Origin of the sequence: Streptomyces flaveolus (assembly GCF_014648815.1) — a bacterium.
Taxonomy (GTDB): Bacteria; Actinomycetota; Actinomycetes; order Streptomycetales; family Streptomycetaceae; genus Streptomyces; species Streptomyces flaveolus.
On sequence record NZ_BMRV01000007.1, the window covers coordinates 153759 to 171565 of the forward strand.

Annotated in this window: 15 protein-coding genes; 8 read left to right on the forward strand and 7 right to left on the reverse strand. The window is 74.8% G+C overall.

Features of this window, described 5'->3' with window-relative positions; genetic code table 11:
• Positions 1 to 55: 55 nt before the first annotated feature.
• The 6 genes from IEZ05_RS18435 to IEZ05_RS18460 all read left to right on the forward strand — a co-directional run bounded on the left by IEZ05_RS18435 (position 56) and on the right by IEZ05_RS18460 (position 5302).
• Positions 56 to 628, forward strand: a complete 573-nt coding sequence (locus IEZ05_RS18435; RefSeq protein WP_189231231.1) for a helix-turn-helix domain-containing protein — start codon at positions 56 to 58, stop codon at positions 626 to 628.
• 91 nt (positions 629 to 719) lie between these two features.
• Positions 720 to 1691, forward strand: a complete 972-nt coding sequence (locus tag IEZ05_RS18440) for an NADPH:quinone oxidoreductase family protein (RefSeq protein ID WP_189231232.1) — start codon at positions 720 to 722, stop codon at positions 1689 to 1691.
• On the forward strand, positions 1688 to 2869 hold the full coding sequence (locus IEZ05_RS18445) for an acyl-CoA dehydrogenase (RefSeq protein ID WP_189231233.1): 1182 nt from the start codon (positions 1688 to 1690) through the stop codon (positions 2867 to 2869). Before IEZ05_RS18440 ends, IEZ05_RS18445 begins: the two co-directional genes overlap by 4 nt.
• A complete protein-coding gene (locus tag IEZ05_RS18450; RefSeq protein WP_189231234.1) occupies positions 2866 to 3948 on the forward strand; it encodes an acyl-CoA dehydrogenase family protein in 1083 nt (360 codons plus the stop codon). Before IEZ05_RS18445 ends, IEZ05_RS18450 begins: the two co-directional genes overlap by 4 nt.
• Positions 3949 to 4129: 181 nt before the next feature.
• A complete protein-coding gene (locus IEZ05_RS18455) occupies positions 4130 to 4993 on the forward strand; it encodes a phosphatidylinositol-specific phospholipase C/glycerophosphodiester phosphodiesterase family protein (RefSeq protein WP_189231235.1) in 864 nt (287 codons plus the stop codon).
• Positions 4994 to 5107: 114 nt separating this feature from the next.
• Positions 5108 to 5302, forward strand: coding sequence for a hypothetical protein (locus IEZ05_RS18460; RefSeq protein WP_077799818.1), 195 nt, complete (start codon positions 5108 to 5110; stop codon positions 5300 to 5302).
• Positions 5303 to 5336: 34 nt separating this feature from the next.
• On the opposite strand, the gene IEZ05_RS18465 is transcribed toward IEZ05_RS18460, so the two are convergent.
• Positions 5337 to 5705, reverse strand: a complete 369-nt coding sequence (locus IEZ05_RS18465) for a DUF779 domain-containing protein (protein WP_189231236.1) — start codon at positions 5703 to 5705, stop codon at positions 5337 to 5339.
• 120 nt (positions 5706 to 5825) lie between these two features.
• Between IEZ05_RS18465 and IEZ05_RS18470 the strand changes: the two genes are divergently transcribed.
• On the forward strand, positions 5826 to 6299 hold the full coding sequence (locus IEZ05_RS18470) for a MarR family winged helix-turn-helix transcriptional regulator (protein WP_189231237.1): 474 nt from the start codon (positions 5826 to 5828) through the stop codon (positions 6297 to 6299).
• Between the two features lie 127 nt (positions 6300 to 6426).
• Positions 6427 to 8022: an MFS transporter gene (locus IEZ05_RS18475; protein ID WP_189231238.1), complete on the forward strand. Its 1596-nt coding sequence runs from the start codon at positions 6427 to 6429 to the stop codon at positions 8020 to 8022.
• 49 nt (positions 8023 to 8071) lie between these two features.
• On the opposite strand, the gene IEZ05_RS18480 is transcribed toward IEZ05_RS18475, so the two are convergent.
• The 6 genes from IEZ05_RS18480 to IEZ05_RS18505 form a co-directional block, all read right to left on the reverse strand.
• Positions 8072 to 8461 (reverse strand): luciferase domain-containing protein, encoded by a 390-nt coding sequence (locus IEZ05_RS18480; RefSeq protein WP_189231239.1) that lies wholly within the window; start codon positions 8459 to 8461, stop codon positions 8072 to 8074.
• Between the two features lie 134 nt (positions 8462 to 8595).
• A complete protein-coding gene (locus tag IEZ05_RS18485) occupies positions 8596 to 9678 on the reverse strand; it encodes a lytic polysaccharide monooxygenase (RefSeq protein ID WP_189231240.1) in 1083 nt (360 codons plus the stop codon).
• A gap of 158 nt (positions 9679 to 9836) precedes the next feature.
• Positions 9837 to 10970: a GH12 family glycosyl hydrolase domain-containing protein gene (locus IEZ05_RS18490; protein ID WP_189231241.1), complete on the reverse strand. Its 1134-nt coding sequence runs from the start codon at positions 10968 to 10970 to the stop codon at positions 9837 to 9839.
• A 173-nt stretch (positions 10971 to 11143) separates the two neighbouring features.
• A complete protein-coding gene (locus IEZ05_RS18495) occupies positions 11144 to 13081 on the reverse strand; it encodes a hypothetical protein (RefSeq protein ID WP_189231242.1) in 1938 nt (645 codons plus the stop codon).
• Positions 13078 to 16626, reverse strand: a complete 3549-nt coding sequence (locus IEZ05_RS18500; RefSeq protein ID WP_189231243.1) for a vWA domain-containing protein — start codon at positions 16624 to 16626, stop codon at positions 13078 to 13080. The genes IEZ05_RS18495 and IEZ05_RS18500 overlap by 4 nt, the downstream gene beginning before the upstream one ends.
• A 5-nt stretch (positions 16627 to 16631) precedes the next feature.
• Positions 16632 to 17801 carry an ATP-binding protein gene (locus IEZ05_RS18505; protein WP_189231244.1) on the reverse strand — a complete coding sequence of 390 codons (1170 nt, stop codon included), beginning with the start codon at positions 17799 to 17801 and terminating at the stop codon, positions 16632 to 16634.
• Positions 17802 to 17807 lie beyond the last annotated feature (6 nt).

Sequence of the window (17807 nt, forward strand, 5' to 3'; positions counted from 1 at the left end):
GCCCGGAGACCACCGGATCGACAAACGTATTTGCCGTTCCTGCAAGAATGGGCTCATGACTGCAGACGACGTACTCGCGGGAGTCGGACCGCGGCTGAGGCAGATCCGCAAGGAGCGCGAGGTCACCCTCGCCGCCCTGTCCGAGTCGACCGGCATCTCGGTCAGCACCCTGTCGCGGCTGGAGTCGGGCCTGCGCAAGCCGAGCCTCGAACTGCTGCTGCCGATCGCCCAGGCCCATCAGGTGGCGCTGGACGAGCTGGTCGGCGCCCCGCCCGTCGGCGACCCCCGGGTGCGCGCCCGGCCCATCGTGCGCCACGGCCGCACCCACTGGCCCCTCACCCGCCAGCCGGGCGGCCTCCAGGCGTTCAAGGTGCTGGAGCCGCAGCGGAAGGAGGAGCCGGACCCGCGCACCCACGAGGGGTACGAGTGGCTCTACGTCCTCTCCGGCCGGCTCCGCCTGGTGCTCGGCGAGCACGACGTGGTGCTCGGCGCGGGGGAGGCGGCCGAGTTCGACACCCGGGTGCCGCACTGGTTCGGCTCGACGGGGGAGGGGCCGGTCGAGTTCCTCAGCCTGTTCGGCCCGCAGGGGGAGCGGATGCACGTACGCGCCCGGCCCGCCCGGCCGTGACGGACGACCTGCCGCCACCTGTTCCCTGATCGGCAAGCGACCGCTTAGTATGCGGGGGGAACCCGGACCGACTGTCGCGTGGAGGCCCCGCATGCAGGCATGGCAGGTGCACGAGAACGGCGAGCCGAGCGAGGTGATGCGCCTCGGCGAGGTGCCGCCCCCGACGCCCGGCGACGGCCAGGTCCTGCTGAAGGTCCGGGCCGCGAACATCAACTTCCCGGACGCGCTGCTGTGCCGGGGCCAGTACCAGGTCAGGCCGCCCCTGCCGTTCACCCCCGGCGTGGAGGTCTGCGGCGAGACCGAGGACGGGCGCCGCGTGATCGCCAACCCGGCGCTGCCCCACGGGGGCTTCGCCGAGTACGCCGTCGCCGACGCCCGCGCCCTGCTGCCCGCGCCGGACGCCCTCGACGACGCCGAGGCCGCCGCCCTGCACATCGGCTACCAGACGGGCTGGTTCGGCCTGCACCGCCGGGCCCGGCTGGAGGCCGGCGAGACCCTGCTCGTCCACGCCGCCGCCGGAGGGGTCGGCAGCGCGGCCGTCCAGCTCGGCAAGGCCGCCGGCGCCAGGGTCATCGGTGTCGTCGGCGGCGCCGAGAAGGCCGCCGTCGCCCGCGAGCTGGGCTGCGACGTGGTGATCGACCGGCGGAGCGAGGACGTCGTCGCCGCCGTGAAGGAGGCCACCGGCGGCCGGGGCGCCGACGTGATCTACGACCCGGTCGGCGGCGAGGCCTACACCCAGTCCGCCAAGACCGTCGCCTTCGAGGGCCGGATCGTCGTCGTCGGCTTCGCGAGCGGCACCATCCCCAGCCCCGCGCTGAACCACGCCCTGGTGAAGAACTACGCCGTCCTCGGCCTGCACTGGGGCCTGTACAACACCAAGAACCCCGAGCTGGTCCGGCACTGCCACGAGCAGCTCACCGAACTGGCCGCGCGGGGCACCGTCAAGCCGCTGGTGAGCGAGCGGGTGCCGCTCGACGGCGCGGCGGACGCCGTGCAGCGGGTGGCCGATGGGAAGACGACCGGCCGGGTGGCCGTCGTCCTGGAGAAGGGAGCCACCGCATGACCGACGCCGACGAACTGCGCCGACGCACACAGGAGTTGCTGGCCGCCCATCCGCCGGCCGGCACCGACCGCCTCGACTTCCTCCGGGCCCGCTTCGACGCCGGGCTCGCCTGGGTGCACTACCCCGAGGGCCTCGGCGGGCTCGGCGCCCCCCGTTCCCTCCAGGCCGTGGTCGACGCCGAGCTGGCGGCCGCGGGCGCCCCCGACAACGACCCGCGGCGCATCGGCATCGGCCTCGGCATGGCCGCGCCGACGATCCTCCACTACGGCACCGAGGAGCAGAAGCGCCGACTGCTGCGCCCGCTGTGGACGGGCGAGGAGGTCTGGTGCCAGCTCTTCAGCGAGCCCGGCGCCGGATCCGACCTCGCCGCCCTCGGCACCCGTGCCGTCCGCGAGGGCGACGGGTGGGTCGTCAACGGGCAGAAGGTGTGGACCTCCAGCGCGCACCTCGCCCGCTGGGCCATCCTCATCGCCCGCACCGACCCGGACGTGCCCAAGCACCGGGGCATCACCTACTTCCTCTGCGACATGACCGACCCCGGCGTGGAGGTCCGGCCGCTGCGCCAGATCACCGGCGAGGCCGAGTTCAACGAGGTCTTCCTCACCGACGTCCGCATCCCCGACGCCATGCGCCTCGGCGAGATCGGCGACGGCTGGCGGGTCGCGCAGACCACGCTGAACAACGAACGCGTCGCCATCGGCGGTACCCCGATCCCCCGCGAGGGCGGGATGATCGGCAAGATCGCCGAGACCTGGCGGGAACGCCCCGGCCTGCGCACCCACGACCTGCACCAGCGGCTGCTCGGCCTGTGGGTCGAGGCCGAGGTCGCCCGGCTCACCGGCGTACGGCTGCGCCAGCAGCTTTCGGCCGGCCAGCCCGGCCCCGAGGGCGCCGGCATGAAGCTGAACTTCGCCCGCCTCAACCAGGAGATCAGCGGCCTCGAGGTCGAACTCCTCGGTGAGGAGGGCCTGCTGTACGACGACTGGACCATGCGCCGCCCCGAGCTGGTGGACTTCACCGGCCGCGACGCCGGGTACCGCTACCTGCGCTCCAAGGGCAACAGCATCGAGGGCGGGACCAGCGAGGTCCTGCTGAACATCGTCGCCGAGCGCGTCCTCGGCCTGCCCGCCGAACCGCGCACCGACAAGGACGTCGCCTGGAAGGACCTGGCCCGATGAGCGCACAGCCCGATCTGCTGTACTCGGAGGAGGAAGAGGCGCTGCGCGCCGCCGTCCGGGACCTGCTCACCGACCACTGCGACCCGGCGGGCGTCATCGCGCGCACCGAGTCCGACGCGCCCCACGACCGTGCACTGTGGAAGGCGCTGGCCGAGGGCATGGGTCTCGCCGGGCTCCTGGTGCCCGAGGCACAGGGCGGCCAGGGCGCCACCCACCGGGAGGCCGCCGTCGTCCTGGAGGAGCTGGGCCGGTCCGTCGCGCCCGTGCCCTACCTGACGAGTGCCGTCGTCGCCACCGAGGCCCTGCTGGCCTGCGGCGCCGAGGACCTGCTCGGCGAACTGGCCTCCGGGCGCCGGATCGGCGCCCTCGCCGTCGGCCTGCACACCGCGCCGGGCGCCGCCTTCGCGACCGTACGGGTCGAGGACGGCACGCTGCGCGGGGAGCTGACCGGCATCGCGGACGCCGCCGTGGCCGACGTCCTGCTCGTCCCGGCGGACGACGGCGCCCTGTACGCGGTGGACGCCGACGCGGCGAGCGTCACCCCGCGCGCGTCCCTGGACCTGACCCGGCCGGTGGCGACGGTCACCCTCGACGGGGCGCCGGGACGCCGGCTCGGCGACGCGGAGCCCGCCGTACGGCGCGCCCTGCGGGCCGGGGCCGGACTGCTGGCGTCCGAGCAACTGGGCCTCGCCGACTGGCTGCTGACCGAGACCGTCCGCTACCTCAAGGAACGCAAGCAGTTCAACCGCCAGGTCGGCGGCTTCCAGGCGCTCAAGCACCGGCTCGCCCGGCTGTGGCTGGAGGTCGCGGGCCTGCGCGCCGCCGCCCGCAACGCGGCCGACGCGCTGGCGACCGGCGAGGACGCCGACGTGGCCGTCGCCGTGGCCCAGGCGTACGCGTCCCAGGTCGCGGTCCACGTCGCCGAGGAGGCGCTGCAACTGCACGGCGGCCTCGGGATGACCTGGGAGCACCCGGTCCACCTCTATCTGAAGCGGGCCAAGGCCGACTCGATCGCCCACGGCACGGCGGGCGCCCACCGGGAGGCGCTGGCCGAACTGGCCGACCTGCGCGCCCCCTGACGGCCCGTCCGGCAGGACCGATGCCCGTCCCCTGGGGGGCGGGCATTTCCTGTGCGCGCCTCACCCGCGAAGTGAACGACCGGCGGCCGTCCGGCCAACTCACCGCACGCCCCTGCTCCTTGAGCGCCCCGGGACCCCATACTCACAGGCGTCCCGTACGGCACCTCCAGGGAGGCAGAGCATGGCCCGCACCACCCGACGCAGAGCCCTCACCACCCTCGGCGCCGCCCTCGCGGGCGCGGTCGCCCTGCCCGCCGGCACCGCGCTGGCGGGCGAAGGCAAGCACGGTCCCCGCCCGTTGTGGCGTGCGCACGCCCACAACGACTACGAGCACCCCCGCCCCCTCCTCGACGCCCTCGACCACCGCTTCGGCAGCGTCGAGGCCGACATCTACCTCGTGGGTGACCAGCTCCTCGTCGCGCACGACCCCGAGGACCTCGACCCGGAGCGCACCCTGGAATCCCTCTACCTCGACCCGCTCGCCGCCCGCGTCCGCGCCCACCACGGCCGGGTCTACCGGGGCGAGCGACGCTCCCTGCAACTCCTCGTCGACATCAAGACCGAGGGAGCGGCGACGTACCTGGAACTCGACCGTCATCTGCGCCGCTACAAGCACCTCTTCACCACCTGGGCCCACGGCCGGGTCCGCCCCGGCGCGGTCACCGTGGTGGTCTCCGGCGACCGCGCCGCCCGCGCTCCCATGGCCGCCCAGAGCACGCGCCGCGCCTTCTACGACGGCCGCCTCACCGACCTCGGTACCTCCGCCCCGGCCTCCTTCGTGCCGCTGATCAGCGACAACTGGACGCTCAACTTCACCTGGCGGGGCGTCGGCGTCTTCCCCGAGGCCGAGCGGAGCAAGCTGCGGGACATCGTGGGCGCCGCACACGGACGCGGGCAGCGGGTGCGCTTCTGGGCCACCCCCGACCTGCCGGGCGCCGCCCGGGACGCGGTGTGGGGCGAGCTGCTCGCCGCGGGCGTCGACCACCTCAACACCGATGACCTCCCGGGGCTCGAGGCGTTCCTCGACGCCCGCCGCGGCGCGTAGGCACCGCCGGAACATCACACGTTCGGCGGACAGGTCAACCGCTCGGAGAAACCCTCCGCTACGCCACACTTGCGGCCGAACGCCGCGAAGTGGACGTGGCGGAGGAGGTTGACGATGGCCATTTCCATCTCTGTGGTGTTGCTGCTGACGATCCTGGCGGTGCTCTTCCTGCGCAACGGAGGACTGAAGATCTCGCACGCGCTGGTCTGCCTGCTGCTCGGCTTCTACCTGGCCGGCACGAGCATCGCGCCGACCATCAACAGCGGTCTCATGGCCACGGCGGACATCGTCGGCAGCCTCAGACCGTGACGGAGGGCCGCGGCGGCGCCCGGGGGGACGAGGGCTACGCGTCCAGGACGCGGGAACGGATGAGGAAACGCACCCCCTCGGGCGCCTCCAGCGAGAAGCCGCTGCCCCGTCCCTCGACGACGTCGACGATCAGCCGGGTGTGACTCCACACCGCGAACTGGCTGCGGGACATCCAGAACGCCACCGGCTCCTCGACGCCCTCCACCACCAGCTCCGCGAGCAGGACGTCCGCGGCGCCGGTGCGGAACTCGCCGGCCGGGTAGCACATGGGCGCGCTGCCGTCGCAGCACCCGCCGGACTGGTGGAACATCAGGGGCCCGTGGGCCGCGCGCAGGTGCCGCAGCAGGGCGGCCGCCGAGGCGGTGAGCTCGACGCGTGGGATCTCCTCGTATGTGTCGCGCATGCCGTGCATGTCAGCACGGGCAAGGTTGCGAGTGCGTTGCGGAGACCCGGTGCCCGCGTCCCGGTGCCCGCGCGTAAACCTCTTTTGACATACCTATGTCGTCATACTTACCCTGGTCGGGTGACCGACTCCAGCTCCCCCCGCCGGGACATCGACCGTGTGGCCAGTGGCCTCGCGGCGTGCCTTCCCGCGCTGCACCGGGCGCTGGACCGGCAGGTCAGCGCGGAGTACCCGCACCCCAAGCCCCCCGAGGGGCAGCTCGCCCTGCTGCGCTTCGTCGCGCAGCACGAGGGCGCCACGGTGCGTGAGGCCGCCGAGGCGCTGCTGATGAAGCCGAACAACGTGAGCGCCCTCGTCTCCCAGCTCACCGAGCGGGGCGACCTCGAGCGCAGGCAGGACAGCGCCGACAAGCGGGTCGCCCACCTCTACCTGACGGCCACGGCCCGTGAGCGGGTGGCCGAGGTGCGGAGCCTGGAGACCGCGTTCATCCGCCACGCCCTGACCTCCCTCACCGAGGGCGAACGGGGTGCGCTCGGCTCCGCCGTGAGCGCCCTCGAGGCGCTGACCCGACACCTGCACCCCGCCGCCCGCTGACCGGGCGGGGCCCAGGCGTTCCCGCCGGCCGCCGGCAACCGTCGTGCCCGCGGCCGGCCCGCCGTCGTCCCGCGGACCGCCCCGCCCTTCTCCGCATCACCCCGAACCTGGAAGAGAAGGCCCACCCATGCCGTCCACGTCCGTGGATCACCCCCTCATGCCCGCGGCCGGGACCGCCCCGCCGGCGACCGGCCGCCGGCTGCGGTCCAACCCCTGGCTGACCCTCCTGGCGGTCGCGTTCGGACTGTTCATGGTCCAGCTCGACGGCTCCGTCGTCGCCATCGCCAACCCGGAGATCGGCAGCGACCTGCACGCGTCGACCGCCCAGTTGCAGTGGGTCACCAACTCCTACCTGCTCGCGCTCGCCGCCACCCTCATCCTGGGCGGCAAGCTCGGCGACCGCTTCGGCCGGCGCACCTACTACCTCGCGGGCGTCGCCGGCTTCACCCTCGCCTCGGTCGCCATCGGCCTGTCCGGATCCATCGAGGGCGTGGTCGCCTTCCGCGCCCTGCAGGGCGTCTTCGGCGGACTGCTGATGCCCAACACCCTCGGACTGCTCCGCAGCGTGTTCCCGCCGAAGAAGTTCGGCATGGCCGTGGGCATCTGGGCCATGGTCTCCGCCGTCGCGACGGCCCTCGGACCCATCGTCGGCGGCCTCCTCGTGGAGCACGTCGACTGGGAGTCCGTCTTTTACATCAACGCCCCCATCGGCATCGTCGCCATCGCCTTCGGCCTCCTCGTCCTCCCGCAGAGCCGCAACACCGCCGGACGGGAACGCTTCGACATCCCCGGCCTCGTCCTGCTCGCCCTCGGACTGCTCGCCGTGGTCTTCGGCGTCGTCAAGGGCGAGACCTGGGGCTGGACGTCCGCGGGCACGCTCGGCTCCGTCGCCGCCGGGCTCGTCCTGCTGATCGTGTTCGGCTGGTACGAGACCCGGGTCGAGCACCCGCTGCTGCCGATGCGCCTGTTCCGCAGCCGCGCGCTGACGACCGGCGCGGTCATCACCGCGCTGAACTTCTTCGTCATGCTCGGCGTGATCTTCTTCGTCATGCTGTACCTGCAGAACGTGCGCGGGTTCACGCCGGTCGAGGCGGGCGTGCGGACGCTGCCGCTCAGCCTGGCCTCGCTGGTCGCCTCGCCCCTGGGCGCGGCCCTCACCCAGCGCTTCGGGGCCCGGCTGACCATGCCGCTGGGCATGCTGTTCCAGGCCGCCTCCTGCTTCGGCATGCTCACCTGGCAGACCGACTCCTCCTACGCCACGATGTGGCCGCCGTTCATCGCGCTCGGCCTCGGCGTCGGCATGGTGATGGCCGCCTCCTCCGACGCCATCGTCGGCAACGCTCCCGTCCGGGACGGCGGTGTGGCCGGGGGTCTGCAGGCCACGACCCTGCAGATCGGCGGCGCGCTCGGTACGTCCGTGCTGGTCTCCCTGATCAGCGGCAAGGTCGGCGCCACCCTCACCGGGGAGCTGACCGGCGCGGGCGTGCCCCCGGCCATGGCCCACGGGCTGCTCGAGGCCAAGGACGCGGTGGCGATGGGTGTGGCACCGGTCTCCGGCGACATGCCGGCCGGGCTGCGGGCCGCCGTGGTGGAGGGCAGCGGACAGGCGTTCATGAACGGCGTCCACGCGGCCGTGGTCGTCACCGGCATCCTCTGCGTGCTCGGTGCGGCCGTCGCCGCCGTCGGCATCCGGCGCACCGCGGAGCAGCCCGCGGACCACTGAACCCCGCGCGGCGGTGCCCCCTCCGGCTCGGGGCACCGCCGCCGGCGTCTCACATCTCCCCGGCCGCCGAGCGGGGGAGCACCGTGACGCGGTGAAAGTTGCACCCCGACGGCGGGTCCGCGGCGGGCCGGGACTGGTGGGCCTTCAAGGCGATGCTCACCAGGCTCAGCAGCAGGTCGACGTCCGCGTCGCAGTCCAGGTGCACGGTCACCCAGCGGGAGCCGGGGACGAGGTGTATCGCGCTGGAGCCGCCCAGGTCGTACTGGAAACGCTGGATGGCCCGGTGGGTCAGGTGGAGGTCCACGTCCCGGTCCGAGTGGAAGTGGACGATCTCGTCATGGGCGGAGCGCAGTGCCCGCCCGGTTCCGCAACTGGCCGGGCCCTTGGTGAGGTCGGGCCAGGCGTGCAGCCGCTCAAAGGCGCGCTGTGCCAGAGTCATGTCCCCATCGTCGTCGGATCACCGCGCCGCAACCAGGGGTTGAGCGATTCGTAACCGGCGCGTGAGGTCGGCGGGCGCGCCGGGAGTCCAGGGCGGGCGCCGCGCACGGTCGCGCGGCACCCGCCTCCGCCGTACTACGGCGCCACGCAGCCGATCGTCCCCGCCGGGAAGTTGTTGCCCGTGGAGGTGGCGGTGAAGCCGAAGGACACGCTGCCGTCCGGCGGGACGACGCGGTTGTGGTCCACGTTGCGGACCGTGACCGTGCCGTCGCCACCGCTCGACACCGAGCCGTTCCACACACCGCCCAGCGTGGTCCCCGGTCCGGGCCGCCACTGCACGGCCCAGCCGTTGAGCGGCTCCGTCCCGTGGTTCATCACCTCGACGGAACCCTGGAAGCCGCCGTTCCAGGAGTTCTGCACGGAGTAGACGGCCATGCAGTCACCGGAGTGCGTGGGCGGCGGCGTGGTCGGGGTCGGCGTGGGGGTCGGCGTGCTGCCCGAGCCGCGGATGCCGGTGACCTCGCCGTTGCCGCCGTCGAAGACGACGTCGGAGCAGGAGAAGAAGTTCTCCTGACTGTCCGAACGCACCCACTGGATGAAGATCAGCGCATCGCCCGAGCGGCCGGAGGGCAACGCCAGATCCCAGGAGTAGTGGCCTCCGGAGGTGCCGGGCGAGCCCTGCTGGGGCGGGTTGGTCACCGTCTGGATCAGCTGGAGGTCGTCCCAGCCCAGCTCGGACGTGGGCGACCACCCCGGCTCGGTCAGATAGACCCGGAAGTCACCCGGATGGGCCGCCCAGTTGCTGTACTGCACCTTCATCGTCGCGCCCGACGTCAGGTGCGTGCGGGGCCAGTCCGCGCGGGCGGCGTTGTAGGCGGAGAAGTCGTACGGGGAACGGTCGCCGGCACTGCACAGCGTGCCGTCCGGCACGTAGCCGGCGCCGCGCCCGCCCGCTTTGCTGTCGAGCACGGCGAACCAGTTGTACAGCGCCGTCGCCCCGCTGCGGTCGAGGGCGTCCTGGCACGCCGGGTTGGTCGGGTCCAGGGCGCCGGTGCCGGTCAGGGCGTCCAGTTGGCACAGGTAGGTGCGGGAGCCGGGCATCATCGCCACGCCGTGCGCCTCGGCCCGGCCCTCTCCGAAGAGGACGGTCACGCCGAGGGCGCCGAGCAGGGTGGCCAGGACCGCCGCGAGGGACACGTATCTGCTGCGTCGAGCCATGGGGGGTCTCCTGTTTCGTTTGTTGATGATCCGTGCATGACAACCAGGAGGTGTGTGCCGTGCGGTGGAGCCCCCGCCCGGCCGGGGGAGGAAATCGACCGGACGGGCGGGGGAGCGGGGGGAAGCGGAGGAACGAGGCTGCGCGGCCGGGGTGCGTGCTACGCGGTCGCGCAGGCGGTGCCGTTGAGGCTGAAGGCGTCCGGCGCGGAGAACGAGCCGCCGTAGGTCCCCTGGAAGCCGAACGTCAGTCTGCCGCCGGGCGCGATCCGGGCGTTGTGGTCCAGGCCGGTCGCCGTGACGGCGCCCGTGGACGGGGTCAGGGAGGCGTTCCAGGAGTTCGTGACGCGTTGTCCGGAGGGCAGCGCGAAGGCGAGCTGCCAGCCGTCGACGGGGGAGGCGGCGGTGTTGGTGACGGTGACGTTCGCGGTGAAGCCGCCCGGCCAGACGTTCGTGGCGTACGCGACCTCGCACGCCGCCGGGTCGCCAGGGTCGCCGGGCCCGTCGGGGTCACCCTCCGTGTCGACCGCCGACGAGAAGCTGGTCACCGCCAGGCCCGCGCCGCCCTGCCAGGGCTCGAAGCCCGCCTGGACGCTCGTCAGGTACCAGTCGTTCCCGGCGAGTCCGCGGGAGACCGCCTGCCGGGCGAAGTCCATGACGTCGAAGCTCCAGCTGCCGATCGCCGACGGGGCGACGAAGGACAGGACGTCGTTGGAGCCGTTGTTGCCCGACCAGACCTCCCAGGAGCGGCCCGCCACGGTGGCCGTGCCCACCCGGGAGCCGACCGGCTGGACCGGACCCGTGTGATGGAACCAGACCATGATCTCGGTCCGGTTCACTCCGTCGGTCCGGGGTGTCGGGTCGAGCCAGATGTCGTAGGCGGCGTCGTAGACCGCGTTGTCCACATAGCCGAATGACACGCTGGTGGGCGCCTCGGCGATGTCGCTCAGCCGGGCCGGCAGGCGCGTGCCCGGCGCACAGGCGGTGTAGTGGCAGCCGTCGAAGACGGACGGGTACGACTTCGGGGCGCCGTTGGTGGGTGCGGAGCCGTCGGCCCGGTCGACGCGGAAGCCCGAGTCGGTGACGGTGATGCACTGCGTCGCGCTGGTGCCCCATCGGTTGTTCTGGACGATGTAGCGGCCCTGGATCGTCGTCGTGCCGAACGCCTCGCAGATCGCGGTGTCCGCCTGGGCCGGCGCCGCCGCGGTGACGAGTGATGCCGCGACGGCGAAAGCCGCGAGCAGCGCACCCAACAAGCCCCGTAAGGGGCGGACTCGGTGCCGTGACGGTCGCATGGGGGCCTCTCCGGGGGGTGCGGGGGAAGGGGGGAGCCGGTGCGGGAGCGCTCCCAACTCCCCACTGGTGGGAGCGCTCCCACTTACCGGTGTGGTGAGGACTGTAGAAGTCACCCATGTCCCTGACAAGACTGTGCGCACCGGTGTTGTCGAACGAATCTCGAAAGGCCAGGTCAGGCCGTGCCACGCCGGCCGGGGTCCACCCCCCACGCGGCGGCGCACAGCGCGCGGTCGAGTTCCTCCGTGTAGACCGCGGCGGCGAGCCAGGCGCGGGCGAAGCGGCCGGTGTCCGCCGGGAGGAGCCGGCCGAACGGGTCCCGGGCGCGGTCCGCGGCGGCGGCGTGCAGCTCGTCGAGGAGATCGCCCGCGGTGACCAGGCCGTGCCGGCGCAGGCGCGGGCCGTCGGCGTCCCGGCCGCCGGGGAACGCCAGCACCCGGCGCCCACCGGAGGCGGCCTGGTGGACCCGGCGGCGCAGCAGATGCACCGGGGCCTCGTCTGTGTCGGGCGCGGACGCGGCGGCCGGCGGGGCGTGCGCCGGCACATCCGCGCGGCGGAGCCGGTCCAGGCCCAGGTCGACCCGGGCGTCGGGGTCGGTGGGGTGGCTGACGGCCAGGAGCAGTGCGCGGGGGAACGGGGCCGGCGTGAGACGGGCGACGACCCGCAGGCGGGACCCCCGGGCGGACGCCAGGAGGCGGAGGTTGTCGCGGTGGGGCAGCGCGGGATCGTCATGGGCGGCGGCCAGACGCACCGTCAGTCCGGCGCAGTCGGCGGTCAGGCACTCGCCCGCCGCCTCGCGTACCGTGCCGGTGAGCGTGACGTCGAGGAACAGCAGGTCCTGGTCGGTCGTCAAGGCACGGGAGACCTGCTCGGCCACCGGAACCGCCCACAGGCGGTCGAGCGGCTCGGCGTGCCACCCGGCACCGGACGCGCGGACCGCCCGGACGCCCGCCCCCGCGCCCAGGCGGCCCGTCGGGGAGACGGTCGCGCCGGACACCACGAGGCCGGCGCGCGACAGTTCACGGTGGGTCAGGGTCGTGTCGCCGATGCGTACGCCGCGCTCGGCGGCGCCCGTGGCCCGGCCCGCGCCGCCCGGCGCGACGTCGGAGACGGTGTGGAGTCTGCCCGTGGCGTCGGCGGTCCAGGTGACGGCGCCCGCGTATCCGGTCGCCGTGAGCACGGGCTCGGAGAACAGCCCGTACAGGCGCAGCGAACCGTTCGGGGCGTACGGCTGCCGCACGCTGCCGCGCAGCGCGGAGAGTTCCCGCCGCCCGGCACAGGGGAGGCGGTGGGCGAGCCGCAGGACGTCGCGGAGCGCGGCGGCGAGGTCGGCGAGGCGGTAGGCGGCGTCGGCGCCCCGGGCGGCCCGCAACGCCGTGACGACGGAGACCGCGCGGCCCGCCGCCCGGGGCAGCCCCGCGAGCCGCGCCGTGTGCGCCGCGCGCAGCATCTCCGCCTGGACCACGGCACCGGCGCCGTCCGTACCGGCCTCCAGCACCGCGGCGGCGGCCTCCCACAGGTCCGCCGCGGCGGCGCGCTGCTCGGGGGTGGCCGTGTCCGGGGCCGGGGCGGGTGCCGACGGAGGGTTGGTGTCCGAGGGGGCTGCAGGGTCGCCGTCCGGCCGCTGCGGTGGGCTGGTGACCGTGGGCGGTACCGAGGTTGCTGCCGGTGGCTGCGCCGGGGCGGTGGCCGGTGGGCCTGTCGGGGCGGTGGCTGGTGGTGGGGTCCGGTCCGTGGTCGGTGGGTCGGTCGGGTCTGCGGCCGGTGGACGGGTCGGGTCCGTGGCCGGTGGTTCCGGCGCGTCGGCGGCCGGTGGCTGGGCCGGGTCGGCGATCGGTGCGGCCGAGGCCGCGGCGGCGCGGTGCAGGCAGTCGGGCGCGAGCAGGCAACCGCAGCGGATCGCGTCCGCGCTGCTCACCACGCCGCCGGGGGCGTGCAGTTCGAGGTCGGTGTCGTCGTCCACGGCGATGCGCACCACGTCGCCCTCGCGCACCGCCGGCCGTCCCGCCACCTTGGTGACGCCCGCGTCCAGCCGCTTGCGCAGTCGCGGGGTCAGCGCCGCTACGAGCTGGGCGGTCACCGCCGGGTCGACCGGCGGGAGGTGCGGGTTCATGCGATCTTCTCCCCTACCCAGCGGGCGAGTTCGAGCGGACTGAGGGCGGCGACCGGCATGCCCGCCGCGACGAGTTGGCCCGCGACGCCGGTGGAGTACCGGGGCCGCCCCGCGTCGTCGAGGCTCGCGCAGCCCAGGACGTGGCAACCGGCCCCGACCAGGGCACGGACTTCGGCGAGCAGGCCGCCCACCGGATAGCCCTCCTCGAAGTCGCTGACGACCACGACGAGGGTGCGGGACGGCACGGTGACGAGCTCGCGGGCGTGCCGCAGGCCCGCCGCGATGTGGGTGCCGCCGCCCACGCTGACCTCGAGCAGCAGGGACAGCGGGTCGTCGACGTGGTCCGTGAGATCGATGACCTTCGTGGAGAACGCCAGGAAGTGTGTGGACAGGGTGGGCACCCCCGCCAGCACCGAAGCCGTCAGAGCGGACCAGACCGTGGACGCCTCCATGGACCCCGACACGTCGGTCACCAGGATCAGCCGCCAGTCGGCGGCGCGCCGGGCACGGGTGCGGAACACGGGGCGCTCGGGGACGACCCGGACGGTGCCGTCCGGACCGCGGCGCGCGGAGGCCAGGTTGGCCCGCAGCGTGCGGGCCAGGTCCAGGCCGCCGCCCGGCCGGCGGCTCGGGCGGGGCAGGACCGCACCGTGCAGCGCGGGACGCAGCCGGGTGGCCAGCTGCCGGGTCAGCGCGTCGACCAGACTCCGGACGAGTGGCCGGAGCGCGGCCAGGCGGGACTCGGGCAGGCCGCCCGCGTGCCGGAGCACGGTCCGCAGCAGGTCGACGGAGGGCCGCGCGCTGTCCGGGTGGAGCTCGGCGAGTACGTCCGGCCGGCCCGAGGCGGCGGCCGCCAGGACCTCCTCGCGGATGCCCGGGCCGAACAGCGCCGCCAGGTCCTGCGACCACTCCCGCGCACCGGGGTAGGGAGCCTCCCGGCCGCCGCCCCGGCCGGGACCGCTCAGGTCGCCCCGGCTGCCCTCGCCCCGTCCGCTGCCGTACAGCTCGTCCAGCGCCGTGGCCAGTGCGGCCGCCGACGGGGGCAGCCGGTCGGTCCGGCGGCCCAGCACGAGCCGCCAGCGGTCGGCGGGGGCCGGCCGGCGCTCCTCGGCGGCGACGGGCGGCGCCTCCCCGTGCGGGGCGGCGGGCCCGGGTGTGCCGGCCTCGCCGGCCGGAGGCGGAGGCAGCAGACCGAGGGCGCCGAGGGTGGCCCGGGTCGCGAGGTCCGCGCCGGTCCACCGGGCGAGGGCGACGGGATCCACGGTGCCCGTGTCGCCCAGGTGACCGACCGCCAACTGCTCCTCGACGGTCGAGAGAAGCCGGTCGCGGGCCGCCGGGCTGAGGGCGTCGAAGCCGCCGCGCAGAGCGGGCAGGCGGTCGAGGAAGTCCCGGTCGGGCAGTTCGGACACCCGGTTCAGGAGCGGCTCCAGCGCCGGGGCCGCCGACTCCAGCAACGGGCCGGCGGCGGTCAGCAGCCCGGTCAGCCGTGCGGTGAGCGCGGCCCGGGACGCGGGGTCGTTCGCCGTGTCGACCCACGCGGCGACGCGCTCGCCGAGCACCCACGGGTCCTCGTGCCCGAGAAGCACCCGGACGGCTCCGGCGGCACCGCGCATCAGGGGCGAGCCGTCCTCGGCCAGCCGGGCCAGGGCGTCGGTCAGCCGGACGCCGCCGAGGAGGTCCGCCCGGTGGGCGAGCTCCAGCAGGGCGTGGGCGTCCGCCGGGTCCTCCGCGCCGGCCAGGCCGTCCACCTGACGCACCGCCGCCGCGGTGAGCAGCTCGGCGACGGCGGCGGCCCGGGCGGTACGGTCCTCGTCGGTGCCGAGCCCGGCGAAGTGCCCCGCCCGCAGCCGGTCCAGCAGGCTCAGCCCGGTCAGGAGTTCGGACAGTGCCGCGGCACCGGACAGCACCTCGGCGGCCTCCGTGAGCCGTGCGTCCGTCAGCTGGGGCAGACCGCACTCAGCCGCCTGTCGCAGTCCCTCCAGCGTCTGCGCGGGCGTGGGCCCGCCCTCGTCCCGCTCCGCCCGCCACCGTTCCCGCAGCACCCCTTCGGCGGCCTGGGCGGGTGTGACACCGCGGACGCCGGCCGCGGACAGCATCGCCTCGGTCGCCGGTGTCCAGCGCACCTCCCACCGGGTGGTCAGCGCCTCGGCGCCTCCCGCGCCGACGACCTCCCGCGGCTCCGCGTACGGCACCCCGCACACCGTCAGCCGGCGCAGCAGCAGGTCGCGCCGGCGGTCGAGGTCGGAGCGCTGAGGATCGAGGCGCAGATTCCGGGCCTTCGCGCCGCCGGGCCCGTCGGTCGCGGGACCCGGCAGCCCGAGGGCCGACAGCTCCGCCTCCACCGCCGGGGCGAGACCGCTGCGCGGTGCGCCCGGGGCGGGACGGCCGGCGCGCGTCCCGACGAGCACCTGTTCCATCGCCCGCGCGACGGCCCGCCCCCTGCCGTACGGCTCACCCTGCGCGAGCACCGTCTGCACGGCCTCGACCAGCTCTCCCCGGCCCGCCGCCGGCAGCCCCCGCAGCCGTGCGAGGTCCGAGGCGAACCGGGTGATCTCACGTGCGTCGGCGGGCCCCGACGGATGCCCCAGCGCGCGCAGTCGCGCACACACCCGTACGGCCGTCCCGGTCAGCGCCTCCTCCAGAGCGGCCGGATCGCCCGCCGCACCCAGGACCAGGTGCTGCCACTCCGGGTCCCGGATGCCGGCGGGATAGCCCGACCGCTCGTCCAGGAGCGCGTAGGTGTACGGGATGAGCGAGGTCGTCCACACCGGGCGCCCGGTCCCGGTCCCGGCGGCGTCCGCGTCGGCCTCCCCTTCCCCCTCCCCGGCGGGGAACGCCAGCGCCGGGGCGTGGAAGGCGCCGACGACCACAGCGGCCCGCTCGCCGTGCGCGGTGGCGGCGGCCAGCCGGTCCCGCATCCACCGTTCGCGGCGCAGGTCCAGCTCGGGCACGCCGCCCGAGGCCGCCGCCTCCTCGCGCAGCGCCCATCCGGTCAGCAGCGCGGCGCGCCGCAGTGCCTCGGGTTCCGAGCCGGGAGCCGTCGCCTCCACGAGACGGTCCCAGAGGTCCTCGCCGGGGCGGCCGGTCAGCCGGGCCCGCAGGGCGCGGGTGAGACCGCGCCGGCCGGACTCCGGCGAGGGGCCCCTGTCACCGCTCCACGCCCGGTCGGCCAGCGGCAGGTCGCAGGCGACGACCGGGACCCCGTGCCGGGCCGCCCAGCGCACGGCGGCGAGTTCGGGGGAGAAGTCGGCGAAGGGATAGAACGCCGGGCCCCCGCCCCCCTCGGTGGGCGCCGCGGCCAGCGCGACCGGCGCCCGGGTCTCCTCGTGGCCGAGCCAGGGCAGCCACTCCTGCATCTCCGCGGGGAGCTCGACCAGCAGGACGTCCGGAGCGGCCGCGTCCAGCAGCGCGGGCACGGCCGCGGCCAGGGACGGCGCGTGATGCCGTACGCCGATGAGATACGGCGCCGCAGGATCCGTGAGCGCGTCGGCCGCCTCGCCGGGCGACAGGGACGGTGCGGGGCAGGAGAGCGGGGAGAGGGACACGGCTGTCAGGCCTCCAGGACCGTGCGCAGGTCCCACAGGGTGCGCCAGGTGGCCGAACCCTGCTCCGCGCGGCGCCGCACCGGACCGTCCCAGTAGCCCCGCAGCCGGGCCGCGTCGGCGGGATCGTCCTTGCGCACGACGCCGAGGAGGTGCCCGGGCAGCAGCCCCAGCACGTCGCGGTCGCCGGGGAAGTAGGCCGCGGCCAGTCCGAGCGCACCCGCGACGGACACGGCTTCCGCGGTGCTCATCACGGTGGACGGCCGCTCGACCTCCCAGCCCTCCGCCGACCGTCCCTCGCGCAGGTCACGGAACGCGGTGACCAGCGCCTCCAGTACGGCGTCGTCGACCCGGAAGGGTGCCCCCGCCCGTTCCACCGAGGCCCGTGCCTGGCTGCGGACCAGCGCCGTCTCCGCGTCGAGGTCGGGGATGGGGCCGACCGTCTCGAAGTTGAAGCGGCGCTTGAGCGCGGCGGACATCTCGGAGACGCCCTTGTCGCGCAGATTGGCGGTGGCGATGAGGTTGAACCCCGGTGCCGCGTGTGCCAGGGCGTCGTCGGTGCCCGCCAGCTCGGGCACGGCGATGCGCCGCTCGGACAGCAGGGAGACCAGGGAGTCCTGCACCTCCGGCAGACAGCGGGTGACCTCCTCCACCCGGGCGATGCCGCCGCGGCGCATCGCGGTCAGGACGGGTGAGGGCACGAGCGCCTGCCGGCTGGGTCCCTGGGCCAGCAGCAGCGAGTAGTTCCAGCCGTACTTCAGCTGGTCCTCGGTCGTGCCCGCCGTGCCCTGCACGACCAGGCCGCTGGTGCCGCACACGGCGGCGGACAGCAGCTCGGACAGCATGGACTTGGCGGTGCCCGGCTCGCCCACCAGCAGCAGGCCGCGCTCCCCGGCGAGGGTCACGACACACCGCTCGACCAGCGCCCGGTCGCCGACGAACTTGCCCTCCACCTCCAGCCGGCGCGGCACGCCCTCGGGCGCCTCGGCGTCGTCGGGCAGACGCAGCGCCCGGCCGTCGCTGCCCATGACGAAGGTGACGACGGCCCGGGGCGTGAGCCGCCAGGCGGGCGGGCGCGGGTCCGCGTCGTACGCGGCGAGGAAGGCCAGTTCGGTGGCGTACCGGTCCTCGGGCGGCACGATCTGGCGGACGGTGTCGGGGGACAGGGTGGTGGTCATCGAGGG

Excerpts from the sequence above, each read along its gene's own strand:
- IEZ05_RS18440 (WP_189231232.1), top strand. The coding sequence starts at position 720 with ATGCAGGCATGGCAGGTGCACGAGAACGGCGAGCCGAGCGAGGTGATG.
- IEZ05_RS18480 (WP_189231239.1), bottom strand. The coding sequence starts at position 8,461 with ATGACTCTGGCACAGCGCGCCTTTGAGCGGCTGCACGCCTGGCCCGAC.
- IEZ05_RS18465 (WP_189231236.1), bottom strand. The coding sequence starts at position 5,705 with ATGCGCGACACATACGAGGAGATCCCACGCGTCGAGCTCACCGCCTCG.
- IEZ05_RS18485 (WP_189231240.1), bottom strand. The coding sequence starts at position 9,678 with ATGGCTCGACGCAGCAGATACGTGTCCCTCGCGGCGGTCCTGGCCACC.
- IEZ05_RS18435 (WP_189231231.1), top strand. The coding sequence starts at position 56 with ATGACTGCAGACGACGTACTCGCGGGAGTCGGACCGCGGCTGAGGCAG.
- IEZ05_RS18505 (WP_189231244.1), bottom strand. The coding sequence starts at position 17,801 with ATGACCACCACCCTGTCCCCCGACACCGTCCGCCAGATCGTGCCGCCC.
- IEZ05_RS18450 (WP_189231234.1), top strand. The coding sequence starts at position 2,866 with ATGAGCGCACAGCCCGATCTGCTGTACTCGGAGGAGGAAGAGGCGCTG.
- IEZ05_RS18490 (WP_189231241.1), bottom strand. The coding sequence starts at position 10,970 with ATGCGACCGTCACGGCACCGAGTCCGCCCCTTACGGGGCTTGTTGGGT.
- IEZ05_RS18445 (WP_189231233.1), top strand. The coding sequence starts at position 1,688 with ATGACCGACGCCGACGAACTGCGCCGACGCACACAGGAGTTGCTGGCC.
- IEZ05_RS18475 (WP_189231238.1), top strand. The coding sequence starts at position 6,427 with ATGCCGTCCACGTCCGTGGATCACCCCCTCATGCCCGCGGCCGGGACC.
- IEZ05_RS18495 (WP_189231242.1), bottom strand. The coding sequence starts at position 13,081 with ATGAACCCGCACCTCCCGCCGGTCGACCCGGCGGTGACCGCCCAGCTC.
- IEZ05_RS18455 (WP_189231235.1), top strand. The coding sequence starts at position 4,130 with ATGGCCCGCACCACCCGACGCAGAGCCCTCACCACCCTCGGCGCCGCC.
- IEZ05_RS18460 (WP_077799818.1), top strand. The coding sequence starts at position 5,108 with ATGGCCATTTCCATCTCTGTGGTGTTGCTGCTGACGATCCTGGCGGTG.